This is a genomic window from Paenarthrobacter histidinolovorans, assembly GCF_014647595.1.
GTDB classification, from domain to species: domain Bacteria; phylum Actinomycetota; class Actinomycetes; order Actinomycetales; family Micrococcaceae; genus Arthrobacter; species Arthrobacter histidinolovorans.
In genome coordinates this window covers 236,225-262,498 of sequence record NZ_BMPM01000005.1, presented here as the reverse complement: position 1 = coordinate 262,498, position 26,274 = coordinate 236,225, and the positions used below count along the sequence as shown (strand labels likewise).

The following is a 26,274-nucleotide window of genomic DNA, read 5'->3' as shown; positions in this document are numbered from 1 at the left end:
GGTATAAGTTGATGACATGAATTCACCAGACCTGAAGCTGAGCCACCCGGATGCGCCAGTCATCGAGGTGGACCTGGAACCCTCCGCGACCCATGGCTACACCAGCAATAAGGACGCGTACCTCAAGAGGTTGAAACGAATCGAAGGCCAAGTCCGCGGGATTGCGCGCATGGTGGAGGACGACAAGTACTGCATCGACATCCTCACGCAGGTCGCGGCCGCCACCAAGGCCCTCCACGCCGTGAGCCTGGGCCTCGTCGAGGAGCACATCGGCCACTGCGTCGTTGGAGCCGCCTCCGAGCCCGACCCCCAGGCCCGCGCCGAACAAATCGACGCCAAAGTCAAGGAGGCCACCGATGCCATCGGGCGCCTGCTGCGGTAACCCCGCCTCCACTCACCACACCATCCAACTCAACACCAAGGAGCACTCCATGAGCCAGACCATCCAGACCATCCAGACCAACGTGAACGTTTCCGGCATGACCTGCGGCCACTGTGTTTCCAGCGTGAGCGAAGAACTTGAAGCTCTCAGCGGCGTCCAGAATGTCGCAGTGGACCTCAACCCCGGCGGCCTGTCCACCGTCACCATCACATCCAGCCAGGAGCTCTCGCCGTCGGAAATTGGCGAGGCCGTGGCAGAAGCCGGCTACCTGGTGGTAGCCAACGAAGCCTAGGGGGTTCGCTTGAGTAACCAGGAGAGCTTCAACCAACCCGCACAACGGGTGATCGAGTTGGACATTGAGGGCATGACCTGCGCCTCTTGCGTCAATCGGGTGGAACGGAAACTGGGCAAACTCGAAGGCGTCGAGGCGAGCGTCAACCTGCCTCTCGAATCAGCCCATGTCACCGTCCCCGCCACCGTGACGGACCAGCAGATCGTGGACACGGTCAATGCCACGGGGTACAAAGCCACCCTGCGCCAGGCACCCGCGCCGCATACCCGCCCGGCCGCCAGTGACACGGCAAACAGTCCCGGGCATGAGCATCATCACGACGCTGAGCCCATGCACGACGAGCACTCCGGGCACGAAAACCATATGGACCACGGCCCGTCGGCATCGACACTCCGGCCGCGCCTGATCCTGGCTGCCATCCTGACCGTTCCTGTGTTCGCAATCTCCATGATTCCGGCGCTGCAGTTCGCCAACTGGGGCTGGGTTGTGGGCGCCCTGGCACTCCCTGTGGTGAGCTGGGCGGCCTGGCCATTCCACCGGGCTGCTGCCATCAATGCCCGGCACCTCGCGTCCACCATGGACACCTTGGTTTCCATTGGTGTGATCGCGGCATACGTGTACTCCGCGTGGCAGTTGTTTGCCGACCCCCGGATGACCGAACATCCCGGCATGGAAAGCATGTCCGGCGGTGGGCTGTACTTCGAGGTCGCGGCCGTGGTCACCACGTTCCTGCTACTGGGCCGTTACCTGGAAGCGAACGCGAAGGCCAAAGCAGGCAATGCCCTCAAGGCCCTGCTGAACCTGGGTGCCAAGGACGCAACCATCCTCGAAGGGGGCGTCGAGCGGAAGATCCCAGCGGACCAGCTCCTGGTGGATGATGTGTTCGTCGTTCGCCCCGGTGAGAAAATCGCGACCGATGGCCTGGTGGTCGACGGAGCATCAGCTGTCGACGCCTCCCTGGTGACTGGCGAATCGGTTCCGGTTGAAGTCGGCACGGGCAGCGCGGTGACCGGGGCTACGATCAACACCTCCGGCCGACTGTTGGTCCGGGCCACACGAGTTGGCTCCGACACCACGCTCGCCCAGATGGGCCGGCTGGTCAGCCAGGCCCAAACGGGCAAAGCACCGATTGCACGGCTCGCGGACAGGATCAGTTCGGTCTTCGTCCCGATTGTGCTGGTCATCGCCCTGGCAACGTTCCTGCTCTGGCTGTTCATCTCAGGTGATCTGAATGGCGCCTTCACCGCCGCCGTTGCTGTTCTGGTGATCGCTTGCCCCTGCGCCCTGGGCCTGGCGACTCCGGTTGGCCTGCTCACCGGAACGGGCCGTGGCGCCCAGCTGGGCATCCTCATCAAGGGTCCGCAAGTTCTCGAGGACACGCGGCACGTGGACACGATCCTGCTGGACAAGACCGGCACCGTTACCAGCGGCAAGCTGGCCGTGGACCACACCGTCGCCTTGAACGGGCACTCCCCCGCCTCAGTACTCACGCTGGCCGGTGCCGTCGAGTCGGCGTCGGAGCACCCGATCGCCCACGCCATTGCCGCCGCGGCAAAAGACGCAATGCCCGACGCCGGCACTCTGCCTGCCGTTGAAGGTTTCAGTTCTGCTCCCGGCGGCGGAGTGCAAGGACGCGTGGTGCTGGACGGCAGTTCGAAGGCCGTGGTCGTGGGCCGCTCGGGTTGGCTGGAGGAGAACGGCATCTCTCTCGAAGCGGGTCATCGGGAAATCCTGGCCGCCCAGGAGAACGGGGGTGCTACCGCCATCTGGGTCGCCGTTGATGGGGCACCGGCCGGAATTGTGAGCCTGAGCGACACCATCAAACCCGGCTCGGCGGCAGCGATCCAGAAGCTGAAGGGTCTGGGCATCCGCCCCATCCTGTTGACCGGAGACAATGCTGCCGTGGCTGCCCAAGTGGCTGCCGCCGTCGGGATCCCACCGGAGGATGTGTTCGCCGGGGTGTTGCCGGAGGGGAAAGTGGAGGCGGTTCGCAAGCTTCAGGCTTCGGGGGCAACAGTCGCGATGGCTGGGGACGGCGTTAACGACGCCGCTGCTCTGGCGCAATCCGACCTGGGGATCGCGATGGGTTCCGGTACGGATGTGGCGATCGAGGCCTCGGATCTGACGGTCATGGGCAGCGACCTGGGTCAGCTCGTGCAGGCGATCGAACTGTCCCGGAAGACACTTTCCACCATCAAGACCAACCTGTTCTGGGCGTTCTTCTACAACGCGATCGGCATCCCGGTGGCCGCACTTGGGCTGCTGAATCCGATGATCGCGGGAGCAGCGATGGCGGCCAGCTCGGTTCTGGTGGTGGCCAACTCGCTGAGGCTGCGCTCGTTCGGCAAGTAGCCAGGAAGAAGGCCCGGGCTAAGCGGTTCCGAACCGGACCGCAGCCCGGGCCTTTGCCTTGGCCGCTTCCTCGTCCCGGTTCTTGGCCGGCCCATGGCTCACCAAGGAGTCCAGAAGATGTTGCGTAATGTGTGCGATTTCGTGGACAGCCTCGGCAAAGGCTTCTTCGTTGGCCTTCGAAGGCTTGGTGGATCCGCTGATCTTACGCACGTATTGGAGGGCCGCGGCCTCCACTTCCTCGCTTGTGGCATGCGGTTCGAAGTTATGCAAAGTCCTGATATTCCGGCACATAACCCCATGCTAACCATGGGCAGTGCTGCATGGGGAGGGGTGCCCATCGACGGGTTTGCGATTCCCGGGATAGGTTTTAGCTATTGGATCTTCCGGATGAGCCGGAGGCCGCTGGGGATGCCGAAGAGCTCGGGTCCGAACAAATGAAGGAGAATCTCATGGCTATTTGGGGTGCAGATGTTGATCAGCTTCGTCAGCTCGGTAACAAGCTGAAGGCAGGTGCCGAGCACATCGAGCAGCAGCGTTCACAGCTCAAGGGCGCACTTGATGGCACCGACTGGAAGGGCCCGGACGCTGACAAGTTCCGCGGCGAGTGGGACAGCCAGCACGCTTCGAACCTGAAGAAGGTTGCCGACGCTCTTCGCGAAGCCGGCGATCGCGCTCAGAAGAACGCTGAGCAGCAGCAGCAGGCCTCCAACTAAGACAGTTGGGAAAATGCCCGGACGCACAAGCGTCCGGGCATTTTTGCGTTCACACCAGTACCCGACGTCATCCGCAGCCCCACCCGGATCAGCCGCCCCCGACGTTCTACGGCGAGCAGGCAGACAAGACCGCGGACCCGGGCGTTAGTCCCGGGAAGCTCCGGCGACAGGCCCCGAAGGGACAGGTTCGACGTCGTTAGGGTGATCCAAAGCCCGGGCGCCTGCAGCAGCAGCCCGGCGGTCTCCCCGCAGTTCGTCCACGCGAACCAGGACCACGCCGCCCACAATCAGGAGACCACCCAGCAGTTGGATGGGACCGGGGAGTTCGCCCAACAACAGCCAAGCCCAGATCACCGCGAACAGCACCTCCGTCAAGGACACGAACGAGGCCACCTTCGATCCCAAGCTGCGGGCCGCCATAATTCCGGAAACGTACGCGAGGACCGTTGCCAGGATGATCAAGCCGACGGCGGAGACCCACCAGGGCAAGGTCCACGGGCCCAGCGTTGTGTCGGCGGTACTGAACGTCATGGGAAGCAGCCCCAACAGACCCACCAACCACATCACCAGTGCGCCCACCAGCAGGCCGCCCGAGGCAAGCACCAGCGGAGGTAGGGTGTCATTTTCCTTGGCCGTGATGAAGAAGTAGATCACCAGGCACACCGCAGCCGCCATGCCCCACAGGACGCCAACGAAGTCCACCTTGACCGCGCCGGTCAGATCAAGAACCAACACCAAGCCGCCCAGGGAAAGCAACGCGCCGGCAGCGGTGAGCGCCCGCGGTTTGCGTCGGCTGGAAATCCAGAGCCACAGCACAATCATCACAGGGGCCAGATATTCAAGCAGCAGCGCGACGCCCACGGACAGCCGGGCCACGGCGTTGAAGTAGAAGAGCTGGCAGCCGGCGACGCCGATCAGGCCGAACAGCAGGATGGTGAGCCAGTTGTCCTTCAGCTGGTGCCAGCGGCCGCGAAGGACCACGACGGCGGGAATCGCCAGGATCAGCGCGGCACCTGTGAGACGCACGGTTACAGCGGCGCCGGGCGACCAGCCGGTCTCCAGCATGGACTTGGCGAAAGAGCCGGAGGTTCCGAATACGGCTGAAGAAAAAAGAGCAATGCCGAGTCCCGATGCCAGGAAACTCTTTGCATCAGCCTTCGTCGTTGGAGCTGACACAGCAGCCTCCTGTCAGGAGTAAAGTGGGCTTATGGTCATGACAGTACTCCCGAACTATGTAAGGAGTCAAAGTGCTTTTTGCGCCTGACACCGAGGTTGCCCTTCGTAGCGTGGTCAACCTGATCAACACTGCAGCCAATGGGGAAGATCTGCTGGCAACACTGGAGGACCTCAACTCGTTCCTGAAAGCGGAGGAGTTCACAGGGTCGCGCACCAACTCCGCCGCGGAATTGACCAGCATCAAGCGCCTGCGCGGCGAACTCGCAGCACTCTGGACCTCCGACGAAGACACCGCAGCCAAGACCGTCAACAAACTGCTCGCAGACGCAAAAGCCCTCCCGCAGCTGGTCAAGCACGATCACTGGGACTGGCACCTCCACGCCACAACGCCGGAAGCACCCTTGGTCGACCGGATGGGCACCGAGGCCGCGATGGCCATCATCGACGTGATCCGCAGCAGGGAAATGGATCGGATGCGCGTGTGCGCCGCAGAGGATTGTGATGCCGTGGTGCTCGACCTCAGCCGCAACCGCTCCAAGCTCTACTGCGACACGGGCAACTGCGCCAATCGGGCCCACGTGGCGGCATACCGTGCACGGAAGGCCGCCGGGAGCGAATAACCCGGGCATAATTGCGGCATGGGGGAACAAACGAATACAGGCGCCTACAACTTTCCGGCTGGACGGACGCCGATTCCGAATACCACCTGGGTCAGGCCCCCCGACAAACCGGACATGGCTCCGATTGCCCAACTGGCGATCGCATACCCCTTCATGGCCGCAATGTGGTTCGTGTGTGTGATGGCGGCAAGTCCAGGGTATGAGTTCCTGGGGACTCTCCTCTTCCTGCTGATAGGACCACCCTTTCTGATGGGTGTTGCAGTGGCCGTCGGACTGCCTCTGCGCCTCAACGAGCGGTTAAGCCGCTGGTGGCTGGGGAATGCCCCCATGTACATTCTTCTGGCGGTCGCGGGCGTGGCTCTCATAATTTCCGGGTTCAACACGCCCGAACGCCACATAGGCGACATCGATGGTTACCACTTCGACGTTGTCACGTGTCACGGCGGAATGCTCATGGGCGGCTGCTTGATCGTCAACTTCCTCGTTGTTAACGCCTCGTTCCCGCTCCGGTTCCGAAAACGACCACGCACCGGAAGAATGGCCCAGTGACCAACCACTCTGCTGATCGCCACGTCCCCACACTGCGCGACTTGCCACGTGAACGCTACGGAAGCGCAGGAATGACCAGGTTCGGCCAACTCGCCCTGGCCTTCGCTTTCCTGGCCCCATCGTGGATCATGTTGCAGGTGGCAACCATGGTGGACTACGACGGCATCGGAGTAATAATCGGCCTTGTACTGGGCGGCCTTCTAGTGCCGGCAGCGACCATTTCCCTCGCAGTCATGGTGGGTCTGCCCGTACGCCTCATTCCCCCGATCAACCGCTGGTGGGCGGGCAACGGTCGAATCTACGTACTCCTGGCTGCGGCTGGCCTGGCCCTTATTGCTTCCGGGTACCTGAAACCCACGCCTGAGACCTTGAGGCCCAACGGGGTCGACTACATTGCTTCGGCACCGGACGGCGGCCTGCTCATGGGCGGCTGGTGTGTTCTCGCGTTTCTTCTGGTGAACGCATCACTGCCGCTTCGCTGGACCGCCACCGCAAGCCCAGCGAGGCCCACCAAAAAGCGCTCCCCCGAGCAAAGTGGGGAAGCGCTGGAAGGTTAGTGGCCGGCGTCGGGCGTTTCAGTTCCGCCGGAGGAGTCCGGCGATCCGCCGTGCGGACGCTTGGAACTGAGGTTGACCCCGGAGCCCTTGCCCAAGTGGTCGGCGTTCTCCTTGTAGCTCATGGACAGCATGGCCGCCACAACGAGGCTCACAATGAACGCGATGCCTGCGCCGGTGAATGCGAGGTCGAACCGCGGAACACGCGCGCTGCCGCCGGAAGCGAAGATCAGCACGGCCACGAAGGCCAGCACGGCGAAGAAGGCGGAGAACATGAGGGGTCCCTTGACCGAGGTCCGCATCTTGCGCGGTTCTCCTGGTGTCTGGTCTGCCACGGTCATTCCTCCAATGATGGCGGTACGTGCCCGCCGGTCTGCAAAAGTTCTACAACGAGTAGAACGTCCAACTACTAGTTTACGGCCTCCGGCGAAGCGCCGGGAGCAGAGGCGTGTGCACCCGTGCGGGCATCATGCCGCAGCGACAATCCGGAAAGCATCCACAGGACCCCGGAGAGGATTGCGCCACCCCCGGCAACACCCAGGAGGGCGTGCGCACCCAGCGAAGTGAAGAATGGCAGGGCAATCGAGGTGCCCACTGAGATGATCCCCGAGATGAGCCAGTCGCGGGCCAGGGAATCACGCTTCTTCAGGCCCATCATGAACTCAAGAAGTCCAAGAACCAGCAGAGCCAACATGGCAGAAAGAGCGACGCCTTCGTCTGACTGCGTTACCAAGGCCGCGATACCGCCCAGGGCCACCACTGCCGCTACGGCCACCGGCAGCGCGCGGGACATCCACACGGCCGCCGCCGTTCCCAGCAAATACAGCCCCACGGCCCACGCAAGGACGTGCACCGACGGCGAGCTCCAGAAGATGGTCACCAAACCGAACACCACAGCAACCGTTGCGCGGAGAAGGATGGGTTTCCACAGTCCGGCCGGCGGGGCAGCAGGAGTCTGGGCAGGAGTCGATGGAAGAGTCACCCGTCCAGTTTAGTGCGAACCCAACACCATCCACCGATCCGTCCGCGCACGCAGCCCCAACGTCACCGCGCGGGCCAGCATGTAACCCAGAGCAAACGCCGCCCACAGCCATAGCAGCCCCGCCTCGCCGTCGGGCTTTAGCTGGTGGACCGCCACCAGCAGCGGCAAGTAGACCGCCAGGTTCACGACGCCGGCAATCGCCAGATAGCGCGCGTCGCCGGCACCGATGAGGACACCGTCCAGAACGAAAACGTAGCCCGCCACGGGCTGACCCAGCGCGAGCACCCAAAGCGCAACCGTCAGCGCCGACCGAACGCCGGAGTCGGACGTGAAGATGTATCCCACCCAGGGAGCAGCCACGGCCAGCAGCACACCGGTAATCACGCCGAACCCCAGGCCCCAGCGGATCATAGTGCGGGTCAATTCACGGGCCCTGGCAGCGTTCCGGGCGCCCAGTTCCTTGCCGATCAATGCCTGGGCTGCGATCGCCAAAGCGTCCAGGGCGAAGGCAAGGAAGGAGAAAATTGTCATGGCCAGCTGATGCGCCGCCAGATTGACGGCGCCCTGGGCCGTCACCACCAGGACGGTGGCGAGGATGGCCAAGCGGAGGCTCAGTGTGCGGAGCATGAGCCACGAGCCCACCTTGGTCATTGCCCGGATGCCGCGCCAGTCGGGCCGCAGGGACACACCATGCTGCCGCGCATTCCGGCTCACCATCACCAGGTAGACCGCGGCCATGGCCCACTGCGCAATGCTGGTACCGATCGCCGAACCCGTCACGGACATGTTCAACCCGTAGACGAGGAACACGTTGAGGGCTATGTTGACCGCGAATCCGGCCGTTGCCACCACAAGGGGCGTCCGGGTGTCCTGTAAACCGCGGAGCACACCGGTGCCCGCGAAAATCAGGAGCATCGCCGCAAGTCCGGGCATGGACCACCGGAGGTAGTCCACGGCGAATCCCTGCACATCGCCCGATGCACCCATGAAACCGACCAAGGGCTCGGCCGCTACGAAGCCCACCACAGCGAGTACCAGCCCTAGCAGCAGGGCCAGCCACACGCCGTCGCGCCCTGCGGCCAGAGCCTTCCCCAGCTTGCCGTCGCCGATCGCGCGGGCGACTGCCGGCGTCGTCGAATATGCCAGGAAGACCATGAGTCCCACCGCAGTGTGCAGGATGGTGGACGCCAGCCCGACGCCGGCCAGCTGGTCCACACCCAGATGCCCCACGATCGCGGAGTCGGCCAGGAGGAACAAAGGCTCGGCAATCAGCGCTCCGAACGCGGGGACGGCCAGACGCAGGATTTCGCGCGCGTTCGAGCGGGCGGGGGCAATTGTGGTTTGGGGCACTAAACAAGCCTAGTCTGTTGGGGTACGGGTACATTTGGGCCGTGTCATATGAGCATCCCGTCACCGTTTCCGTGGCCCGCACCATCCTTCCGGGCTACACCCGCCAAGCCAACGCGTGGGCACACGCCGGGCAGGAACTTGCCCGCGAGTGGCAGGGCTACTTGGGATCGGGGTGGGTGCGCAATGGCGTGGACTCCACCGAGTGGCACATGCTCTATCGCTTCGCCGACGCCGAATCCCTGCAGGCGTGGGAAGACTCGGAGGAGAGGCGCTGGTGGATCGACAGCGCCAGGGACATGATGGAGACCACCCGGGTGGAGCGTCATACGGGGATTGAGGGTTGGTTCTCGCGGCCTGGCGACGTCTCGGTCGTGGTGCCCGAAACAGTGGTGCCACCGCGTTGGAAGCAGGCCATCAGCATCTTCCTTCCGTTCTTCCCGCTCAGCCTGCTGGCGAATTTCCTGCTGCACCCGGTGACACAGAATTGGCCGCTGGTTTTCGCCGTCTTGCTGAACATCGTCATCCTGACGCCCCTGATGACGTACATTTTCCTGCCGATCACCACCCGGCTCCTGCAGCCTTGGCTTCAGGCGAAGCCTCGTAGTTAGCTGGGAGCCACGTCAAAGAACACTGGGATTAGTTGACACTTCAACCAATGTCCTGCAAGGGTTGAAGCATGAACAAGTCCAGCTTGACCACCACAGCCCTGACCATCCTGCGCGTCATTGCAGGATTTCTCTTCGCCGCGCACGGTTGGCAGAAGTTCAACGAATTCACCATCGCCGGCACCCAGGCATCCTTCACCCAGATGGGCGTGCCCGGCGCTTCCGTAGTGGCTCCGATCGTGGCGACCCTGGAGCTGGTGGGCGGCGTCGCACTCATCCTCGGCCTCCTGACCCGCGTCTTCGCAGCACTCCTGGCCATCGACATGCTGGGCGCACTCTTCCTGGTCCATGCTCCGGCCGGCATATTTGTTGGCAATGGTGGGTACGAACTGGTGCTGCTCTTCGCAGGCGCCGCCTTGGCCCTCGCACTGGCGGGCGCCGGGAGGATCTCGGCCGACGCCGCGCTGTTCGGCCGCTCCGGTTCCAAGCTCCGCGTCCTGGCCTGATCGACGCCCCCTCGGACGCTCCCTCACCTAACGACACTTTCACGCCGAGGCTCTCTCATTTTCTTCAGGAAAGCGAGAGAGCCTCGGCGGTTAAGGGATGGAATGTGAGGGATCGTCCACCTTTAAGGCACGGGAGGCGCGGGGTGAACTAGCCCGTAACGCCGGTGAGCTCGTTCGGGGTCTGCCCAAGCTTTACCGACTTCGTCACCTTGCCCGCTTTCAGGTCCACGGCGTGAAGTGACTGCGTCGCAGGTTCGGTGACGTACGCCGTCGAGCCCTGGACAAAAAGGGTGGGCCGCGGGTCCTGCCAGGTGGCCGACTCCTCCCATGAGGCAACCACTGGAATGGTTGACGTGACGGCACCGGAAAGGGGGTCGATCACGCGCAGGCCGCCGTCCGTACCGAGGACCAGGGCTTCCCCCGCCGGGCCGCGGCCCAGTGAGCGGAACGAGTAGCTGGTGCCTATGTCCACGAGCTGCATGGCGGCGGTCTCCGTGTTGACCAAGGAAATCCGGGTTGGCCGCTCCGGCTTGGCGGCCTTGTCCACCTTGTAGTCGCCAAGGATCACCGGGGACTTTTCCGATCCCGCCTGGTTGCCCAAACGGCCGTACGCGTCGGGGCTCGCCACCTTGGTGATGGCCCCGTCCTTGTAGATCAACATGCCGTTCTCGCATCCCACCACCACGGCTTCACCCGCAGCGACGGCCTCACCGTGCACTCCCGGGCAGTCCTCGTTGCGGACTATTTCCTTGCGGTCCTGCCCTTTGCCGGCGGAGAGCACAGCAATTCCGGACCGGCTTTCCTCATCGCCGAGGGTCACCAGCAGTTTGCCGTCCTCAAGCTCGACGGCCACCCCATGGTGCGCTTCAGGCGTTGTGTAAACGTCGGTGGCAGGCAGCTTTCCGTCTTCCACAGCAGCCCCCAGCGCAGAGGTCTTGAAGCTCTCCACCTTGCCTGACCCGTCATTGAACAGCACCGTCCTGCCCGCGTGCAGCACCACATGCCCGGCCTTGTCGGCAGCGAAGGCAAGCTCGGTCAGCGCCGGTTCGCCAACGTAATGATGGCTGTGGTCACCGTGCGGTTCAGTCCAGGCGCCGGCGTCGAAGAGTCGGAAGGCGTCACCGGTGGACACGAACACATGCCGGCCGTCGCCTGCGGGATTGAGCCGGTTGAAGCCGCCCAGATCAGCGCTCCCCACCTCGTCCAACGAGGAAGCGTCAAGAACTCCTATGCCTCCGTCATAGGTGTACACCAGGCGCGGGGTCGGGGCGCCGGCCTCTTTGGGGCTGGGTTTCGCGGTGGACGACGGCGACACCTCGGCTGCGCTACCGGCGGAGCCGCCGGGCGTTGCGCAGCCGGTGAGCAATAGGGCGGAAAGCCCGACGACGGCGACCGCGCCCGTGGGCAGGTGGCGTTTACGGCCGCGTACGGCAGAGAGAGTGGGGTTTGGGTGATGAGACATGAGTTAAATGATATTGATTCTCATTTAGAGAGCAAATCGATTGGGTATCAACAGAATGTTGACAACAAGTTGTTGATAAGCGATGCTCAGTCTCATGAACGCTGCCACCCCACCCCGGGACTGGGAAGACGCAGAACTGCAGACCCACGCGACCCGGCGACTCCTGGAACGGGGCGCCGCCGCGCTGCCCCAACGTCCATGGCTCCACGAAAAACAGCCGCCAACCGCCATGGACCTGATCCAGCACGTGCTATGGCGTTCCCGGAGCCAAGAGGGCAATCCAACAGCGGATTCTGCGGATCTGCGTGCGGCCCTCACACTGGTACCCGCCGCCCGAGGTGAGATGGACGCCGTCGAAACTGCACTTTTGTTCCTCGCCCGGGCGGAAGGACTGACCTGGCAGCAGATTGCCGAAAGTCTTGGGCTCCGCTCGGCGCAGGCCGCGCAGCAGCGGCTGGATCGTCTGTCCGACCGCCCGCAAACAGCAGCCGGTAGCTGACAATGGCGATGGTTTTGGTAGGAACCGCGGCGAGCGCCGGAAGTTACAGGGGTGTAGCGCGGCTCGTTGCAGGGCCCGACGAATTCAGGCTCTTTCGCTCCGGAGACGTACTTGTTTGCCGGACCACGGACCCCGCGTGGACACCCCTTTTCGGTATGGCTTCGGCAGTTGTCACCGAAACCGGTGGAATGTTGTCGCACGCGGCGATCGTTGCCAGGGAGTACGGCATTCCGGCCGTTCTGGGTGTGCATGATGCATTGGAACTGGTGCCCGACGGCGAAATTGTGACTGTTGACGGGGCGGCCGGGACGGTCACCTTGGCAGGCACGCAATGACTCTCCTCACTTTGCACGCCGTGCGGTTGTTGGGCTTCGCCGACACCGACGCCGTAGCCGCACGCTTCTCCCAGGACCCTGGCCTTGTGGAGTCCACGCTCATTGACGCCGGCAGGACCGGTCTTGTCACGCGCAGCACCTTCGCTGGAGCCAGCGGCTGGTTGCTCTCCAGTGCAGGGCGGGCAGAGAATGAGCGCTTGCTCGCCCAGGAACTGGACCAGTACCGGGCGCGATCCCTTGTGCTGGAAGTGCACGACGACTTCGGGGAGTTCAACGACGGAGTCGTCAGCGCGTGCGGCAGTCTTCAGCTTGGGGTTCCCAAGAATCCCGAAGCCACGGACGTCTTGATCGGCGCGTTGGCGGCGTGGCGCCCGCTGGAAGCACGGCTCGCCCGGACCCTGCCCCGGTTTGAGGGCTACTCGGACCGGCTGCTGCGGGCGCTTAAGGAGTCCGCCCGGGACTCCTCCTGGCTGACTGGTACCGATCGCGACTCTTTCCACCGGGTCTGGTTCGAAATTCATGAGGATCTCATTGCCACCCTGGGCATCCAGCGGGCGCAGTCTTAGTCACGTAACAGAAACATGCCGACAGTAAACTTCGAGCATGAGCGACGACGCCCGAAACTCCGTGACCCTCCGCTTCCTTGCGGCCCCCACCGACGTAGGCCACAGCGGATCCGTTGATGCCGGGACAGTCCTTGAATGGGTGGACAAAGCGGCCTATGCGGCGGCGGTGGGTTGGGCCAAGTCCTACTGCGTCACCGCTTACGTGGGTAACATCCACTTCACTGACCCGGTAAACAGCGGGGACATGGTGGAAGTGACGTCCACGATCGTTTACACCGGCCGGTCCTCCATGCACATCCATACCGTGGTCAGTTCCCGGGATCCCAAGGGTGGGCCGGAAACCATGCACAGTCAGTGCATGGTGATCTTCGTGGCTGTTGGACCCGATGGCAAGCCGATCCCCGTTCCCCAGTTCGAACCCTCAACGCCCGCCCAGGTCGAGCAGCGGGACCACGCGCTGGCGCGCATCGAAGTCCGTGAGCAGATCGTCAACGCGATGAACGCCCAGGAATACACCGACGCCGGAACCGCCGAGCGCGTCACGCTGCGGTTCATGGCGTCCCCCACGGATGTGAACTGGGGCGGAAAAGTCCACGGCGGCATCGTGATGAAGTGGATCGATGAGGCCGCGTACGTTTGTGCGTCCCGTTACTGCGGCAAGGACACTGTGGCCGTGTTCTCCGGTGGCGTCCGTTTTTACCGGCCGCTGCTGATCGGCCATGTAGTGGAAGTCGAAGCCCGGCTCGTCTACACCGGAGCCAAGGGCATGCACATCGCGGTCCACGTACGCTCCGGCGATCCCAAGACCCGGGAGATGAACCTCACCACGTACTGCCTCACGGTGATGGTGGCCCGTGACGAAACCGGAACTGCTGTGCCCATCCCGGAGTGGGTTCCCGTTTCAGGCGAAGACAAGAAGCTGCATGCGCACGCCCGGGAACTCCTCGAAATCCGGGGCCGCGCCCCCGGAAACCGGCTGCCGGACCATTTGTTGAAGGCGCAGAACTAGCGCGCTCCGGGACTTGGGCTGTTCACCCGGGCCTCAACACACAGAAGTCGTTTCCTTCCGGATCCGTGAGGCATTTCCACGACACGTCGCCTTGGCCGAGGTCGGCATCGTGGGCACCAAGGCTGTGTAGCCGGGCAACCTCGGCGGCTTGATCGTCGCCGGGGTATGGCATGAGATCGAGATGGATGCGGTTTTGCAGGGTGTCCGGATCGGGGGTGCGAAGCAGCTCAAGGTAGGGACCTACCCCCTTGGACGAGCGCAACCTCGCATGCTCCTCAGTCACCTCATGCAAGGTCCAGTCCATTGCCCGACTCCAGAAGTCGGCCATGGCCCGGGGATCTTCACAGTTGACCACCACGGTGGCGATGGGGCCGGTGTCCTGATAGATCGGACGAGGTTCGAGTACGCAGAACAGGTTGCCCTCGGGATCAGCCATCACCACCCACGGCACCTCTCCCTGGCCGATGTCCGCGGGCGAAGCGCCAAGCTCCTTGAGCCGCTGGACGAGCTCCCTTTGATGATCAGCGGACGTGGTGGCAAGGTCCAGGTGAATGCGGTACTTCACCGTCTCAGGGTCGGGAACGCTGACCACATCCACGCAGACTGCCGTTGGATCCGGCCAAGTGAATTCAAAGGGTTCTACATTGGTGATCCCGGGTCCCTCGCTGGAAACACCCCAGCCGAGGGCATCCGCCCAAAACTGCCCGAGGGCTGAGTCGTCCCCAGCCTTGAAATTCACTTGAACCAGTCTCAGTGCCATGGTTCACAATGCTATGCCCGGGGCAGGTCCGATGACGGAGACTCAACACTGTCCGTAGGCTCAGACCACCCGAGAGCAGCCACCAGATGCCCGTCGTTGGGAAGCGCCAGCCCTATTCGACGGCGGCCGGAGCCCAGACAAAAAAGCGAGTTTTAACCCACCAGGTTCTCCGCCGCACCATTCATGTGCTCAATGATCGTTTCCCGCGCCTTGGCGGCGTTTCCGGTCTCGATGGCAGCCACAATGTCGTTGTGCCGTCCAACGCTCATGTTGCGGGTGGCGCGTTCCAGGCCGGCGAACATGATGGACATCCGGATGGAGCCCTCCAGTGATTCCCACTGGTGCAGCAGGGTCTCGTTGCCCGACAGGCGGCAAAGGGTGCGGTGAAACTCGAGGTCGGATTCGATCTGCTCTTCGAGTGAGAATTTGGCCGCTTTGTCCATATTGTCGACGGCGGCACGCAGCTCTGCGAGCACAGCTTCCTTGTCGGCCATGTCGCTGAGGGTCCGGGCCGCCAAGGATTCCAGCACGCCCCGAACAGCGAAGATGTCACGGATTTCCTTGACATCAAGGTGCCTGACGGACATCCGGCCGCGTGGTCCGGCGGAAATGAGCCCTTCCTGTTCCAGTTGCCTCAGGGCTTCGCGGAGCGTGCCGCGGCTGATCTGCAGCATCTCGGACAGCTCAGTTTCCACAAGGTGCCGCCCGGGCTCCAGCTCGCCACTGGTGATCGCGGTCCGCAGGGCTGCGAGCGCCTGTTCGCGGAGGCTCTTCTTCTCCAGTCCCAACAGGGAGGCTGTGGCGGCCATGGTGTGTCCTCGGTTCTATGCGCAACTGCTGACAGTCAGGTGTTAACTGTCGATACTACGGGCAGAAGTGCGGGACGGGCAGTAATGTCCGTCCCGCACTTCCCCCGGAAAACAAGAAACTCAGCCGAGTTCCGACAGGACCTTGGCCACAATCCGGTCCACGGACAGACCGTAGCGTTCATGCAGAGTGGGCAGCGCACCGGCGTCAAGGAATTGGTCCGGAAGCGCGATGGGAACCACGCGCTTGCCCAGCCCGGCAGTCACGACGGCGGACGCAACAGTTTCGAACAGACCGCCAACAACGGTGTGGTTCTCCAGCGTGACGGCCAGGCGGTCGGTATCCAGTTCTTTCAGGACTGTTGCGGAGTCGAAGGGCTTGATGGTGGGCGTGTGCACCACGGCCACGTCAACGTTGTGCTTCGCCAACGCATCCGCAGCCTGCAGGGCACGCATCGTCATCAGGCCGGAGGAAACGAACACAACGTCATTGCCGCCGCGCAGTACCTTGGCCTTACCGAGCTCAAACTTATAGTCGTACTCGTCCAGGACGGTGGGCACGTTGCCGCGCAGCAAGCGCAAGTAGGTGGGTCCGTCCGAGGCCGCGAGCTGGGGAACTGCCTGGTCAATGTCAACGGAGTCGCACGGGTCCACGATGGTCAGATTGGGCATGCCGCGGAAGATCGCCATGTCTTCGGTGGCCTGGTGGCTGGGGCCATAGCCTGTGGTCAGGCCTGGCAGCCCACCCACAATGTTGACGTTCAGGTTGGGCTCAGCGATGTCCAGGCACAGGAAGTCGTAGGCACGCCGGGCCGCGAACACCGAGTAGGTGGAAGCGAACGGGACCAGCCCGGTCTCGGCCATGCCCGCAGCAGCGCCGAAAAGTAGCTGCTCGGCCATGCCCATCTGGAAGAACCGATCAGGGAAGGCCTTGGCGAAAATGTGCATGTCCGTGTACTTGCCCAGATCCGCAGTCAGGCCCACAATCCTGGGATTGGCCTCCGCCGCGGCAACCAACGCGTGCCCGAACGGAGCTGACATGGTTTTCTGGCCGGGATCTGCGAAGGACGCGATCATCGCCGAGGTCTTGAGCTTCGGCTTTGCCGTTGTGGTGGTGCTCATGCTGAAGCCGCCCCTTCATATCCTGCCGTCAATTGATCGCGGCAGATCTGCCATTCGTTTTCTTCGATGCGCATGAAGTGCGCCTTCTCGCGGGTTTCCAGCAGCGGAACGCCGCGGCCAACCTTGGTGTCGCAGAGAATCACCGACGGCCGCCCGACCGGCGCCGCGACCGCGGCGATGTTGTCGAACGCGGCCAGCAGCGCACCGACGTCGTTCCCGTCCACGCGCTGGGTGTACCAACCGAACGATTCCCACTTTTCGGTGACGGGTTCGGTGCGGAGCACCGTGTTGGTGGCACCATCGGCCTGGAGTGCGTTGATGTCCACCATGGCGATCAGGTTGCCCAACTGGTGGTGGTGCGCGCCCATTGCGGCTTCCCAGGTGGAGCCTTCGTCGAGTTCGCCGTCGGAGAGGAAGTTGATGACCCGGTTGCTTGAGTTCTGCGCCCGCAGGCCCAGCGCCATGCCGACCGCGATCGTCAGTCCGTGTCCCAGCGAACCGCCCGAGATTTCCATGCCCGGTGTGTAGGTGGACATCCCGGACATCGGCAGGCGGGAATCGTCGGAACCATAGGTTTCGAGTTCGGCCACCGGCACGATTCCGGCCTCTGCCAACGCCGCGTAGTGCCCGATTGCGTAGTGGCCGGTGGAGAGGAGGAACCTGTCGCGGCCCTCCCAGTGGGGGTCCCCGGCGCGGTAGTTGAGCTGGTCTGCGTAGACAGCCGCGAACATGTCTGCCGCGCCGAGCGCCTGGCCGACGTAGCCCTGGCCTTGGACCTCGCCCATGGTGAGGGCGTGGTGGCGGATACGGAATGCGGCGGCGCGGATGCGCTCTATGCGCTCCGGCGTGGGAGCTGCGGCTGTAGCCGCCTCGACTGATGAGAGAGTCACTGGTTTCCTTCCGGAGCCGGGCGCGCACCGATGGGGAGTACGCGCCCGACGTCGAGTGGTGCTTTAGGCGTTTATGGTTTGGGGAGTTTTGCTGGCGGCTTCTTCGGCGAGCTGACGCTCGCGCTTGCCCCAGGTTTCCTTGGTGATCAGCGCAGCCCAGAGACCGATGGCGCCGTAGATGCTGAAGAGAAGCGCCGGTCCCATCCAACCCATGCTGACGAAGAGCAGGGTGGTGATGAACGGAGTGAAGCCCGAGACCATGGCGGAGATCTGGTACGACAACGATGCGCCGGACGAGCGGGTCTTGGCCTGGAACAATTCCGGGAACCAGGCACCCTGGGCACCGGCCAGGGAGTTCTGGCAGACAGCGTAGGCAACAACGATCGTTGCAATGATCAGGAAGAACAGGCCCGTATTGACCAGCATGAACATGGGGATGCCGAATACCACCGCGAAAGCCGTGGACCACACGTAAACAGGGCGGCGACCCACGCGGTCAGTCAGCTTGCCCCAGAAATAGGTGGCGAAGATACCGATTCCTGCGGCGACACAGAGCGCCACCAGGGTTTCGGTCTTGTCCGCCAGCTTGTTGGTGTGCAGGTAGGAAATCATGTAGGTCACTGAGACGGCGTATCCGGCAGTTTCAGCGATGCGCAGGCCGATGCCGCGGACGATGTTGCGCCAATCGGTCTTGATGACCTCAACGATGGGGGACTTCACGATTGCGCCCTTGGCTTTGACGTCCTCGAACACAGGGGATTCGGGCACCTTTGAACGGATGATGAGGCCGACGGCAACCAGAACGATGCTGGCCAGGAACGGTACACGCCAGGCCCATTCGCTGCCGAGTCCTACGCTGCTGAGGAAGACGAGGTTGGCTAGGAGCAGGCCCACGGGGAAGCCGGCTTGCACGATTCCGGTGAATTGGCCCTTCTTCCGCCAAGGTGCGTGCTCGTAGCTCATCAGGATGGCGCCGCCCCATTCAGCACCGAAGGCCAGGCCCTGGATGACGCGGACGAGGACCAACAGGGCGGGGGCCAGGAGGCCAACCTGCTGGTAGGTGGGCAGGAGGCCGATCGCGAACGTCGCCAGGCCCATGAGGATGAGGGAGGCCACCAGCACCGGCTTGCGGCCGAGCTTATCGCCGAGGTGGCCGCCGATGATGCCACCCAGTGGACGGGCAGCGAAGCCGACGCCGAGGGTCGCGAAGGAGGCCAGGGTGCCGGTTACCGGGTCAGCGCCCGGGAAGAACGCCGTACCGAAGTACAGGGCTGCGGCGGTGCCGAAACCGATGAAGTCGTAGGTTTCGATGACTGCGCCAACGCCTGAACCGACGGCGACGCGCTTTGCTTCCTTGGTTCCATGAACCGGACCACGCATGGTCAGAGCTTCATTGCTCATGTGTGTCTTTCCCTTTCAAAAGTGCGGTGCGTCTTCGGCAACCCCACTGTCGACAGTCAACATAATACGTCAACTGTGACCGACACCACCAGCAATGTCAACAGTCAACTTAGGAGGTTGACTGTTGACAGTTAACTTAGCTAACGTGGTCTCCATCACTAAGGCCCCTCTCCGTGGAGGGGCTCAACTTGAGGATCAAACAACGATGTTTCATCAACGACTCGGCTGTTCGTCGATCAGCTTCCGCCACCAGGACCTGGCCACAGCCCTGCACACCATGCGCGGCCTCGGCTTCGAGGAAATCGACCTCGGCGCCCTCCCGGGCGTCTGCGACCATGTGCCTTACGTACTGGACGCCGAGGCAGTGGAGGCGGTTGCCGCCGTCGTCAATAAGTCGGGACTGCGCGTCCGCTCGGTCAACGGCGATGTCGGGGACCTGAACGCAACGCTCGACGCCGGCACTCTGGTTGCGCGCGAACGGCACCTTGAGATGCTGCTCGCCCTTGCGGCGAAGACCGGCGCGAGGGCGCTCGTCCTGCCATGCGGGGCGATCGACCACGAACCCGTCAACACGCTCGAGAGCGACATCGACTCCGTAGCAGCACAACTGTTCCATGCTTCCAAGCGCGCGGCTGAGTTCGGCGTGGAGCTGTGGACCGAATCCCTGCACTACTACCGGCTGTGCTGGAACACCGAACGCGCACAGTTGCTCGCCGACCACCTGGACGGGTCCGACGTCGGAATTGTCATGGACTTCAGCCACATCGTCGCCTCCGGCGGCGATCCCGTGGATTTTGTTTCCCGTTTCTCTTCCCGGATAAGACACGTCCACCTGCGGGATGCTGTTCCCGCCACCGACAACGAGCCGGGGAACATCAACCTCAGCATCGGCAACGGCAAGGCCGACTTCGCGGCCGGACTCACAGCACTCCGGGACTCGGGCTACGCCGGCCACTTCTCCCTGGAACTCGAAACCCGGGACGTCACGCACGACGAACGCCCCGCCGCCGCAGCCAAAGCGGCCAGCTACATCTCAGACCTCATCTAACAACCACCATTCAAGGAGTACCCATGACCACCATCCAGCGCACCGCCGTCCTCACCGGAGCTACCTCCGACCGCGGCATCGGCCTCACCACCGCCCGCCGCTACGCCAACCAGGGCTGGGGCATCGTCATCCTGGACCTCGACGGCGAGAAGTCCGCCAAGGTTGCCGCCGAGATCGCCAACGAATTCAACGTTCCCGCGTTCGGCTACGAAATCGACGTTGCCAACGAAGCCTCCGTCACCGCAGCGCAGGCAGCAGTCGCCACCGAAGTTGCCGCCGGGAACCTCCCTCCCGTCGGCGCCCTGGCCAACATCGCCGGCATCACCTCCCCCGTCCCCTTCCTGGAAACCACGCTCGAGCTGTGGCACAAGGTCATGGACGTCAACGCAACCGGCACCTACCTGGTCACCAAGGCGTTCCTCCCCGACATGATCGCCAACGGCTGGGGCCGCATCGTCAACATGTCCTCGGTCTCCGCGCAGCGCGGCGGCGGAGTGTTCGGCAAGGTTCCCTACTCCGCAGCCAAGGCCGCCATCCTCGGTTTCACCAAGGCACTGGCCCGCGAAATCGGCGACACCGGCGTGACCGTCAACGCCATCACCCCCGGCGCCGTGGACACCAACATCCGCGTGGGCAGCACCGAAGAGCAGGAAGCAGCCATCAACGCCGGTATCCCCTTGGGCCGCAACGCCACCACGGAGGAAGTCGCCGCCGTCATCACGTTCCTGTCCTCCGAGGACTCCGCGTACCTCACCGGCACCACCATCGACATCAACGGCGGCAGCCACATCCACTAAGTCCCCCGCCGTCTGAAAATCCAGAACCAGGACCCACCATGACCAGAATCTTCAACGATCCCGCCGACTTCGCTGACGAAGCCCTCGCCGGTTTCTGTGACGCCCACCCGGACCTCGTCCGCCCGGTGGAAGGCGGCGCAGTGCGCCGCAACCGCCCGGCAACGCCGAAGGTCGCCGTCATCACCGGCGGCGGCTCGGGGCACTACCCGGCCTTCGCCGGCATCATCGGGCCGGGCTTCGCTGACGGTGCCGTGGTGGGCAATATCTTCACCTCACCTTCTGCCCAGCAGGCCTACTCCGTGGCCAAGGCCGCCAACTCCGGAGCAGGCGTCGTCTTCACGTACGGCAACTATGCCGGCGATGTCATGAACTTCGGCATGGCCAGCGAGCGACTTGCAGCTGAAGGCATCCGGGCAGAGAACGTCATTGTCACCGATGACATTGCCAGTGCTTCGCCCGGGGAAATCGAGAAGCGCCGCGGCATCGCCGGAGATTTTGTGGTCTTCAAAGTGATGGGTGCCGCTGCCGAAGCCGGACTGGACCTTGACTCCGTGGTTCGTTTGGGGCGCAAGGCGAATGGGCTTACTCGAACCATTGGCACCGCCTTCAGCGGGTGCACCTTCCCCGGCGCGGAGCAGCCTTTGTTCAGTCTTCCCGAGGGACAAATGGGCCTGGGTCTCGGCATCCACGGCGAGCCGGGACTCTTCGACACCGAGCTGCCGTCCGCCGTCGAACTTGGCCAGGAGCTGGTGCGCCGGGTCCTGGCCGAAACTCCGGCGGGTGCTTCCCAGCGACTCGCTGTGATTCTCAATGGACTGGGGTCCACCAAGCACGAAGAACTCTTTGTCCTCTGGCGCACCGTGGCTCCCCTGCTGCGCGACGCCGGTTACACGCTGGTCATGCCCGAGGTAGGTGAGCTGGTCACCAGCCTGGACATGGCCGGCGTATCCTTGACGCTCACCTGGCTGGACGACGAGCTGGAGCAGTACTGGACCGCTCCGGCCCTGACTCCGGCGTACCGCCGTGGTTCGGTTGGCTTCGATGCCGGCATTTCCGAGGTCGCCGATGAGGATCTCGTGACCGAGGCCGCCAACTACTCCTCCACAGACGAGTCCCGGGCTTACGCCGCACAGTGCCTGAACGCCCTGGACACAACATCATCCCTGCTGCGGGCCTCCGAGTCGATGCTGGGCGACATGGACGCGATAGCAGGCGACGGCGACCACGGGCGCGGCATGGTCCGCGGATCCGCGGCCGCCAACGAGGCCGCAGCAGCTGCGTTTGAGCGTGGCGCGGGAGCCGGTTCACTGCTGGCCGCTGCCGGCGATGCCTGGGCCGACAAGGCCGGCGGCACGTCGGGCGTCCTGTGGGGTGCCGGGCTGCGCGCCTTTGGTGAGCGGTTGGGTGACGCAGAAACCCCGACGCCGGTTGTCCTCGCTGCGTCTGTTCGCGCCTTCGCGGACCGCATCGCGGGGCTTGGAAAAGCAGAAATCGGAGACAAAACCATGATGGACGCGTTGCTGCCGTTCGCTGCGTCGCTGGAAGAACGCATCGCTTCCGGCGCCTCTGTTGGGGACGCATGGTCAGCTGCCGCCGACGACGCCCGCCACGCCGCAGCAGCAACTGCGGACCTTCGGCCGCTCAAGGGCCGTGCCAGGCCACTGGCCGAGAAAAGCCTTGGTACCCCTGACCCCGGGGCGACGTCGCTCGCCATGGTGTTTGCCGCCGTCGGACCCCATTTCACCGCAGTTCCCGTAGCTGCCGTCACCAACTAGGAGAATCCATGCGCATTATTGTGGGCGCCGACGAAGCCGGCGTTGATTACAAAGAGCGGATCATGGCCGATCTTCAGGCCGACTCCCGGATCACTGAAGTGATCGACATCGGAGTGAACCGTGCGGATGAAGACTTTACCCGCCCCTACCCCTACGTTGGGATCGCTGCCGGAGAGATGATCCGCGACGGCAAGGCTGACCGGGCCATCCTGTTCTGCGGGACGGGAATCGGTGTGGCCATCGCGGCCAACAAGGTGCCGGGCATCAGGGCGACCGCTGCCCATGATTCGTTCTCCGTGGAGCGCTCGATCCTGTCCAACGACTGCCAGGTCCTCACCATGGGCCAGCGTGTTGTGGGTGTGGAACTTGCCCGCCGGTTGGCCAAAGAGTGGATCGGCTACGCGTTCGATCCCTCCTCCGGGTCTGCCGCGAAAGTGAAGGTGCTGAGCGACTTCGAGGGCTGCTAGGGGGTGCTTGGAAGGAGGTTCCAGCGGAGATCAGTAGCATTGGTCCAAACAGGACGGACCAGGAGAGCTGATGCCCTACATCGTTGACTTCAAGAATGTTTCCAGCGTGGGGCTCGAGTCCTCACCCGTCGCAGAAGCCGCTGCAGGCCTGAGGGCCAACGAAGCCCGCTACTACAAGAACAAGTACGATCACGAGTTCACGGTCAGCCCCGCCGACGAGCTCCCCGACGTGGTGGACAGGGTCAGCCGGATCCTCAAGGAAGAACGCGACATTGTGATCAAGTCACGTCCATTGGAAGCCACGTCCTTCCAGGTGGAGGACCTGCAGATGGCCTACGTTTTCTACGAATCCGGACTGTCCATCAACGTCATGTACAGCACCGGCGAGGGAAAGAGGGCTGTTGGCTTCAAACTTTCCGACGGCATGGACGTTCCTGAAGAACTGGAATCAAAGTTCAAGTTTGCCCGCCAGAAATCCAAACTGGCCGGCACCATCCGCGGGTCCTACTTCGTGATCAAGGGCGAGTACTGAGCCTGCCCAGAGCAGCCTCAAGCCGATGAAGGCCGTACGTGCGGATGTACCGCACGTACGGCCCCTGACCTCGGATTACTTGATGAGCGCTGCAGCCTGGTCCATGAGCGCACCTGTGGCTTCCGGCCCACCAGCCGCAGCTTCGGTACCTGACGCCGTGGCCGAGATCAGGACACCGTCCTTGACAGCATGCGCGGTGTAGATCGCTCCTGATTTCCCATCAGGCATCACCATGACAGTCTTCAACGCCACCGTGCCCGGTACGCCGCCAACGCCCTCAATCTTCTCGGTGGAAGTGGTGATTGCCTCTCCCTCCGCGGAGAACGTCATTTTCCGGCACGCCTCGGCTTGGGATTTGGTGGCGTCCACACTTTTTTGCAGCTCTGCCGCTTCGACGCCGGACGTCAGCGCCACGCTGCTGATGAAATCGCCCACCTTGGCCCTGGCAGTACCTGCCGTGGTGGAGCCGGCAATTGTCTGCGGAACGCCAAGCGTGCGCAGATCCTTGCAGTTTTCCGGCGCGATGGTGGCCTTGCCGAAGCCGTTCACCAACGAGTCGTATTGACCCACCAGCTCCTCGCCCGAAAGCACGGCGGGACTGCTGCCGTCAGAGGCCTTGATCTGGCCCACCAAGCCTACGAGTTCCTCGTTGGTGTACATCTTGGCAGGTGACGGAGCGCTGGAGGCAGTCCCGCCGGACGCGGGTGCCGTCGAATCCTGCGGGGCGGCCGTAGTGCCGCCGCACGCTGTGAGAGTCAGTGCAACGAGTGCTGACGCACCAAGTCCGAGCAGCAAATTCTTCTTCATATGTTCCCCCAATAAGTCAGTGATGAACCCGCGGACGCGGACCGAATCAACACTACTTGCCCCGTGACACTGCCCGGAGCGGGACCACGCGAAGCTTAGAAGCCGCCGCCACCGCCGGTATCGCCTGCCATGTTGGCGAAGCGGGAATAGTGGCCCTGGAAGGCAACAACGATGTCCTTGGTGGGGCCGTTACGGTGCTTGGCGATCAGGATGTCCGCTTCGCCGGCACGCGGTGATTCCTTGTCGTAGACGTCTTCACGGTGAAGCAGGATGACCATGTCGGCGTCCTGCTCAATGGAACCGGATTCACGGAGGTCGGAAACCATCGGCCGCTTGTCTTGACGCTGCTCGGAACCACGGTTCAGCTGTGACAGCGCAATGACAGGTACCTGCAGCTCCTTGGCGAGCAGCTTAAGGGCACGCGAGAACTCGGAGACTTCCTGTTGCCGGGACTCTACCTTCTTGCCCGAGCTCATGAGCTGGAGGTAGTCAAGGATCACGAGTTTGAGGTCGTGCTGCTGCTTCAGGCGGCGGCATTTCGCCCGGATCTCCATGAGCGACATGTTGGGGCTGTCATCGATGAACAGCGGAGCATCGTTCATGCGGCCCATGGTGGTGGCGATCTTGGACCATTGCTCGTCCTTGATGGTGCCCTTGCGGAGATCCTGAAGGCCGATGGTGGCTTCTGCGGACAGAAGACGCATGGCGATCTCGTTCCGGCCCATTTCCAAGGAGAACATGACCGTGGCCAGGTTGTTCTTGATCGCAGCCGAACGGGCGAAGTCCAACGCAAAGGTGGACTTACCAACAGCGGGTCGGGCTGCGATAACGATCATCTGGCCCGGGTGCAGGCCGTGCGTCAGTTCGTCGAGCTCATAGAAACCGGTGGGAACACCTGTCATGCCTTCACCGCGGTGGCCGGAGGCTTCGATCTCGTCCACGGTGGACTCCATGACGTCCTTCAACGCCACGTAGTCCTCGGCCGTGCGCTTTTCAGCAACGGCGTACACCTCGGCTTGTGCCTGGTTGACGAGGTCTTCCACTTCGCCGTCCTGGCCGTAGCCCATCTGGACGATCTTGGTACCGGCATTAACCAGGCGGCGGAGCACCGCACGCTCGGCCACGATCTCGGCGTAGTATCCGGCGTTGGCTGCAGTAGGAACCGTCTGGATGAGTTCGTGGAGATAGGCGGGGCCGCCGATCCGGTTGATCTCGCCACGCTTGGTCAACTCATCGGAGACGGTCACGGCGTCAGCCGGTTCACCCCGACCGTAGAGGTCGATGATGGATTCGTAGATGGTCTCATGGGCCGGGCGGTAGAAGTCATGCCCACGGACGATCTCGACGACGTCGGCGATGGCGTCCTTGGACAGCATCATGCCGCCGAGTACGGATTGTTCAGCAGGTATGTCCTGGGGAGGCTTCCGGCTGGAGTCCGAAGCGCGTGTGCCCTCGATTGAGTCCAAGTGCGTAACTGACAAAGCCGTCCTCCAAATGTGTACCGCTGCAGAGATGTGCTCCCTGGCGGTCTGTAATGCGCAGTGTGTGGCTACGCCGTCCGCCCGGGTTGCTCTGAGGATGTCAGGCAGGTCGGACAAAATAGCTTTCCACAAGTTATCCACAACCACTTCCGCGGGATCGCCACAAGAAGTGACTTTTTGCGTCCCAGGGAACTCAGTGCGGGGAAATCAGTGCCCAAATTGGACACTTCAGACACGTTACAGCAGGCTCCGGATGACCCCTGTGGAAAAGCTGTGGAATACCATCCCCACGTTGTGCACAGACTGTGCACTACTCTGTGGATAGAGAATTTCTTTTGACGGAATGAAGGCTCTGACCTGCGGAAACGCACTTCACAAGCTGTGGACTAAAGAAAGATTTGGCGGCAAATCATCCACAGCCCCGGACGCCCGGGTA

At 63.1% G+C, this 26,274-nt stretch carries 31 protein-coding genes; 18 read left to right on the top strand and 13 right to left on the bottom strand.

What is annotated here, in order from left to right; all coding sequences use genetic code 11:
• Window positions 1–16: 16 nt before the first annotated feature.
• From IEY62_RS13930 to IEY62_RS13920, 3 genes are read left to right on the top strand one after another with little or no spacing between them, the layout of a single operon-like run.
• Window positions 17–382: a metal-sensitive transcriptional regulator gene (locus IEY62_RS13930; protein WP_189018805.1), complete on the top strand. Its 366-nt coding sequence runs from the start codon at window positions 17–19 to the stop codon at window positions 380–382.
• A 49-nt stretch (window positions 383–431) separates the two neighbouring features.
• Entirely contained in the window at window positions 432–674 is a 243-nt protein-coding gene (locus IEY62_RS13925) for a heavy-metal-associated domain-containing protein (protein WP_229785296.1), read from the top strand.
• A gap of 9 nt (window positions 675–683) precedes the next feature.
• Complete coding sequence (locus tag IEY62_RS13920) at window positions 684–3,026, top strand: heavy metal translocating P-type ATPase (protein WP_189018800.1); 2,343 nt, start codon at window positions 684–686, stop codon at window positions 3,024–3,026.
• An 18-nt stretch (window positions 3,027–3,044) separates the two neighbouring features.
• Here the strand turns inward: IEY62_RS13920 and IEY62_RS13915 are convergent, their stop codons facing one another.
• A complete protein-coding gene (locus tag IEY62_RS13915; protein ID WP_189018798.1) occupies window positions 3,045–3,317 on the bottom strand; it encodes a DUF2277 domain-containing protein in 273 nt (90 codons plus the stop codon).
• Window positions 3,318–3,475: 158 nt separating this feature from the next.
• On the opposite strand from IEY62_RS13915, the gene IEY62_RS13910 reads away from it, so the two are divergent.
• Window positions 3,476–3,739, top strand: a complete 264-nt coding sequence (locus tag IEY62_RS13910; protein WP_018779397.1) for a WXG100 family type VII secretion target — start codon at window positions 3,476–3,478, stop codon at window positions 3,737–3,739.
• A gap of 144 nt (window positions 3,740–3,883) precedes the next feature.
• Here IEY62_RS13910 and IEY62_RS13905 read toward each other — a convergent pair whose 3' ends face one another.
• Window positions 3,884–4,915 carry an EamA family transporter gene (locus IEY62_RS13905; RefSeq protein ID WP_189018796.1) on the bottom strand — a complete coding sequence of 344 codons (1,032 nt, stop codon included), beginning with the start codon at window positions 4,913–4,915 and terminating at the stop codon, window positions 3,884–3,886.
• 71 nt (window positions 4,916–4,986) lie between these two features.
• Here IEY62_RS13905 and IEY62_RS13900 point away from each other — a divergent pair, with 71 nt between their 5' ends.
• From IEY62_RS13900 to IEY62_RS13890, 3 genes are all read left to right on the top strand, one after another.
• Window positions 4,987–5,535, top strand: a complete 549-nt coding sequence (locus IEY62_RS13900; protein WP_189018794.1) for a CGNR zinc finger domain-containing protein — start codon at window positions 4,987–4,989, stop codon at window positions 5,533–5,535.
• 114 nt (window positions 5,536–5,649) lie between these two features.
• Window positions 5,650–6,084, top strand: coding sequence for a hypothetical protein (locus tag IEY62_RS13895; protein WP_229785295.1), 435 nt, complete (start codon window positions 5,650–5,652; stop codon window positions 6,082–6,084).
• Window positions 6,081–6,641, top strand: coding sequence for a hypothetical protein (locus IEY62_RS13890; RefSeq protein WP_189018790.1), 561 nt, complete (start codon window positions 6,081–6,083; stop codon window positions 6,639–6,641). The genes IEY62_RS13895 and IEY62_RS13890 overlap by 4 nt, the downstream gene beginning before the upstream one ends.
• Here IEY62_RS13890 and IEY62_RS13885 read toward each other — a convergent pair.
• The 3 genes from IEY62_RS13885 to IEY62_RS13875 form a co-directional block, all read right to left on the bottom strand.
• On the bottom strand, window positions 6,638–6,979 hold the full coding sequence (locus tag IEY62_RS13885; RefSeq protein WP_189018788.1) for a hypothetical protein: 342 nt from the start codon (window positions 6,977–6,979) through the stop codon (window positions 6,638–6,640). The two genes, IEY62_RS13890 and IEY62_RS13885, sit on opposite strands and share 4 nt — an antisense overlap.
• Window positions 6,980–7,047: 68 nt before the next feature.
• Window positions 7,048–7,620, bottom strand: a complete 573-nt coding sequence (locus IEY62_RS13880; RefSeq protein ID WP_189018786.1) for a hypothetical protein — start codon at window positions 7,618–7,620, stop codon at window positions 7,048–7,050.
• Between the two features lie 9 nt (window positions 7,621–7,629).
• A complete protein-coding gene (locus IEY62_RS13875; RefSeq protein ID WP_189018785.1) occupies window positions 7,630–8,970 on the bottom strand; it encodes an MATE family efflux transporter in 1,341 nt (446 codons plus the stop codon).
• A gap of 41 nt (window positions 8,971–9,011) precedes the next feature.
• Between IEY62_RS13875 and IEY62_RS13870 the strand changes: the two genes are divergently transcribed.
• The gene (locus IEY62_RS13870; RefSeq protein ID WP_189018783.1) at window positions 9,012–9,578 is read left to right on the top strand and encodes an antibiotic biosynthesis monooxygenase; all 567 of its coding nucleotides are present in this window, start codon (window positions 9,012–9,014) and stop codon (window positions 9,576–9,578) included.
• Window positions 9,579–9,646: 68 nt separating this feature from the next.
• On the top strand, window positions 9,647–10,081 hold the full coding sequence (locus IEY62_RS13865; RefSeq protein WP_189018781.1) for a DoxX family protein: 435 nt from the start codon (window positions 9,647–9,649) through the stop codon (window positions 10,079–10,081).
• Between the two features lie 148 nt (window positions 10,082–10,229).
• On the opposite strand, the gene aztD is transcribed toward IEY62_RS13865, so the two are convergent.
• Window positions 10,230–11,543 (bottom strand): zinc metallochaperone AztD, encoded by a 1,314-nt coding sequence (aztD, locus tag IEY62_RS13860; RefSeq protein WP_229785294.1) that lies wholly within the window; start codon window positions 11,541–11,543, stop codon window positions 10,230–10,232.
• A 94-nt stretch (window positions 11,544–11,637) separates the two neighbouring features.
• On the opposite strand from aztD, the gene IEY62_RS13855 reads away from it, so the two are divergent.
• From IEY62_RS13855 to IEY62_RS13840, 4 genes are read left to right on the top strand one after another with little or no spacing between them, the layout of a single operon-like run.
• On the top strand, window positions 11,638–12,042 hold the full coding sequence (locus tag IEY62_RS13855; protein WP_229785293.1) for a hypothetical protein: 405 nt from the start codon (window positions 11,638–11,640) through the stop codon (window positions 12,040–12,042).
• A 2-nt stretch (window positions 12,043–12,044) separates the two neighbouring features.
• Window positions 12,045–12,377: a PEP-utilizing enzyme gene (locus tag IEY62_RS21810; protein WP_189018777.1), complete on the top strand. Its 333-nt coding sequence runs from the start codon at window positions 12,045–12,047 to the stop codon at window positions 12,375–12,377.
• On the top strand, window positions 12,374–12,943 hold the full coding sequence (locus IEY62_RS13845) for a hypothetical protein (RefSeq protein ID WP_189018776.1): 570 nt from the start codon (window positions 12,374–12,376) through the stop codon (window positions 12,941–12,943). Before IEY62_RS21810 ends, IEY62_RS13845 begins: the two co-directional genes overlap by 4 nt.
• A 37-nt stretch (window positions 12,944–12,980) precedes the next feature.
• The gene (locus IEY62_RS13840; RefSeq protein ID WP_189018775.1) at window positions 12,981–13,952 is read left to right on the top strand and encodes an acyl-CoA thioesterase; all 972 of its coding nucleotides are present in this window, start codon (window positions 12,981–12,983) and stop codon (window positions 13,950–13,952) included.
• 22 nt (window positions 13,953–13,974) lie between these two features.
• On the opposite strand, the gene IEY62_RS13835 is transcribed toward IEY62_RS13840, so the two are convergent.
• The 5 genes from IEY62_RS13835 to IEY62_RS13815 form a co-directional block, all read right to left on the bottom strand.
• Window positions 13,975–14,712, bottom strand: a complete 738-nt coding sequence (locus IEY62_RS13835) for a VOC family protein (protein ID WP_189018773.1) — start codon at window positions 14,710–14,712, stop codon at window positions 13,975–13,977.
• Between the two features lie 152 nt (window positions 14,713–14,864).
• On the bottom strand, window positions 14,865–15,521 hold the full coding sequence (locus tag IEY62_RS13830; RefSeq protein WP_189018771.1) for a GntR family transcriptional regulator: 657 nt from the start codon (window positions 15,519–15,521) through the stop codon (window positions 14,865–14,867).
• Window positions 15,522–15,641: 120 nt separating this feature from the next.
• Complete coding sequence (locus IEY62_RS13825) at window positions 15,642–16,640, bottom strand: transketolase family protein (RefSeq protein ID WP_189018768.1); 999 nt, start codon at window positions 16,638–16,640, stop codon at window positions 15,642–15,644.
• Entirely contained in the window at window positions 16,637–17,530 is an 894-nt protein-coding gene (locus IEY62_RS13820; RefSeq protein WP_189018766.1) for a transketolase, read from the bottom strand. The genes IEY62_RS13825 and IEY62_RS13820 overlap by 4 nt, the downstream gene beginning before the upstream one ends.
• A 63-nt stretch (window positions 17,531–17,593) precedes the next feature.
• A complete protein-coding gene (locus IEY62_RS13815; RefSeq protein ID WP_189018764.1) occupies window positions 17,594–18,931 on the bottom strand; it encodes an MFS transporter in 1,338 nt (445 codons plus the stop codon).
• 205 nt (window positions 18,932–19,136) lie between these two features.
• Between IEY62_RS13815 and IEY62_RS13810 the strand changes: the two genes are divergently transcribed.
• The 5 genes from IEY62_RS13810 to IEY62_RS13790 all read left to right on the top strand — a co-directional run bounded on the left by IEY62_RS13810 (window position 19,137) and on the right by IEY62_RS13790 (window position 23,550).
• Window positions 19,137–19,979 carry a sugar phosphate isomerase/epimerase family protein gene (locus tag IEY62_RS13810; protein ID WP_189018762.1) on the top strand — a complete coding sequence of 281 codons (843 nt, stop codon included), beginning with the start codon at window positions 19,137–19,139 and terminating at the stop codon, window positions 19,977–19,979.
• 23 nt (window positions 19,980–20,002) lie between these two features.
• Window positions 20,003–20,776 (top strand): SDR family NAD(P)-dependent oxidoreductase, encoded by a 774-nt coding sequence (locus IEY62_RS13805; RefSeq protein ID WP_189018760.1) that lies wholly within the window; start codon window positions 20,003–20,005, stop codon window positions 20,774–20,776.
• A gap of 38 nt (window positions 20,777–20,814) precedes the next feature.
• Window positions 20,815–22,551, top strand: a complete 1,737-nt coding sequence (locus tag IEY62_RS13800; RefSeq protein ID WP_189018758.1) for a dihydroxyacetone kinase family protein — start codon at window positions 20,815–20,817, stop codon at window positions 22,549–22,551.
• 8 nt (window positions 22,552–22,559) lie between these two features.
• On the top strand, window positions 22,560–23,018 hold the full coding sequence (locus IEY62_RS13795) for a ribose-5-phosphate isomerase (protein WP_189018755.1): 459 nt from the start codon (window positions 22,560–22,562) through the stop codon (window positions 23,016–23,018).
• A gap of 70 nt (window positions 23,019–23,088) precedes the next feature.
• The gene (locus IEY62_RS13790; RefSeq protein WP_189018753.1) at window positions 23,089–23,550 is read left to right on the top strand and encodes a phage tail protein; all 462 of its coding nucleotides are present in this window, start codon (window positions 23,089–23,091) and stop codon (window positions 23,548–23,550) included.
• A gap of 75 nt (window positions 23,551–23,625) precedes the next feature.
• Here IEY62_RS13790 and IEY62_RS13785 read toward each other — a convergent pair whose 3' ends face one another.
• Window positions 23,626–24,357 (bottom strand): hypothetical protein, encoded by a 732-nt coding sequence (locus IEY62_RS13785; protein WP_189018751.1) that lies wholly within the window; start codon window positions 24,355–24,357, stop codon window positions 23,626–23,628.
• A gap of 95 nt (window positions 24,358–24,452) precedes the next feature.
• On the bottom strand, window positions 24,453–25,838 hold the full coding sequence (gene dnaB, locus IEY62_RS13780) for a replicative DNA helicase (RefSeq protein WP_018779423.1): 1,386 nt from the start codon (window positions 25,836–25,838) through the stop codon (window positions 24,453–24,455).
• Between the last annotated feature and the right edge of the window lie 436 nt (window positions 25,839–26,274).

Coding starts and splice junctions, on each gene's coding strand:
- IEY62_RS13930 (WP_189018805.1), top strand. CDS start 17: ATGAATTCACCAGACCTGAAGCTGAGCCACCCGGATGCGCCAGTCATC.
- IEY62_RS13925 (WP_229785296.1), top strand. CDS start 432: ATGAGCCAGACCATCCAGACCATCCAGACCAACGTGAACGTTTCCGGC.
- IEY62_RS13915 (WP_189018798.1), bottom strand. CDS start 3,317: ATGTGCCGGAATATCAGGACTTTGCATAACTTCGAACCGCATGCCACA.
- IEY62_RS13910 (WP_018779397.1), top strand. CDS start 3,476: ATGGCTATTTGGGGTGCAGATGTTGATCAGCTTCGTCAGCTCGGTAAC.
- IEY62_RS13895 (WP_229785295.1), top strand. CDS start 5,650: ATGGCTCCGATTGCCCAACTGGCGATCGCATACCCCTTCATGGCCGCA.
- IEY62_RS13885 (WP_189018788.1), bottom strand. CDS start 6,979: ATGACCGTGGCAGACCAGACACCAGGAGAACCGCGCAAGATGCGGACC.
- IEY62_RS13865 (WP_189018781.1), top strand. CDS start 9,647: ATGAACAAGTCCAGCTTGACCACCACAGCCCTGACCATCCTGCGCGTC.
- aztD (WP_229785294.1), bottom strand. CDS start 11,543: ATGTCTCATCACCCAAACCCCACTCTCTCTGCCGTACGCGGCCGTAAA.
- IEY62_RS13855 (WP_229785293.1), top strand. CDS start 11,638: ATGAACGCTGCCACCCCACCCCGGGACTGGGAAGACGCAGAACTGCAG.
- IEY62_RS21810 (WP_189018777.1), top strand. CDS start 12,045: ATGGCGATGGTTTTGGTAGGAACCGCGGCGAGCGCCGGAAGTTACAGG.
- IEY62_RS13845 (WP_189018776.1), top strand. CDS start 12,374: ATGACTCTCCTCACTTTGCACGCCGTGCGGTTGTTGGGCTTCGCCGAC.
- IEY62_RS13840 (WP_189018775.1), top strand. CDS start 12,981: ATGAGCGACGACGCCCGAAACTCCGTGACCCTCCGCTTCCTTGCGGCC.
- IEY62_RS13835 (WP_189018773.1), bottom strand. CDS start 14,712: ATGGCACTGAGACTGGTTCAAGTGAATTTCAAGGCTGGGGACGACTCA.
- IEY62_RS13830 (WP_189018771.1), bottom strand. CDS start 15,521: ATGGCCGCCACAGCCTCCCTGTTGGGACTGGAGAAGAAGAGCCTCCGC.
- IEY62_RS13825 (WP_189018768.1), bottom strand. CDS start 16,640: ATGAGCACCACCACAACGGCAAAGCCGAAGCTCAAGACCTCGGCGATG.
- IEY62_RS13815 (WP_189018764.1), bottom strand. CDS start 18,931: ATGAGCAATGAAGCTCTGACCATGCGTGGTCCGGTTCATGGAACCAAG.
- IEY62_RS13810 (WP_189018762.1), top strand. CDS start 19,137: ATGTTTCATCAACGACTCGGCTGTTCGTCGATCAGCTTCCGCCACCAG.
- IEY62_RS13805 (WP_189018760.1), top strand. CDS start 20,003: ATGACCACCATCCAGCGCACCGCCGTCCTCACCGGAGCTACCTCCGAC.
- IEY62_RS13800 (WP_189018758.1), top strand. CDS start 20,815: ATGACCAGAATCTTCAACGATCCCGCCGACTTCGCTGACGAAGCCCTC.
- IEY62_RS13795 (WP_189018755.1), top strand. CDS start 22,560: ATGCGCATTATTGTGGGCGCCGACGAAGCCGGCGTTGATTACAAAGAG.
- IEY62_RS13790 (WP_189018753.1), top strand. CDS start 23,089: ATGCCCTACATCGTTGACTTCAAGAATGTTTCCAGCGTGGGGCTCGAG.
- IEY62_RS13785 (WP_189018751.1), bottom strand. CDS start 24,357: ATGAAGAAGAATTTGCTGCTCGGACTTGGTGCGTCAGCACTCGTTGCA.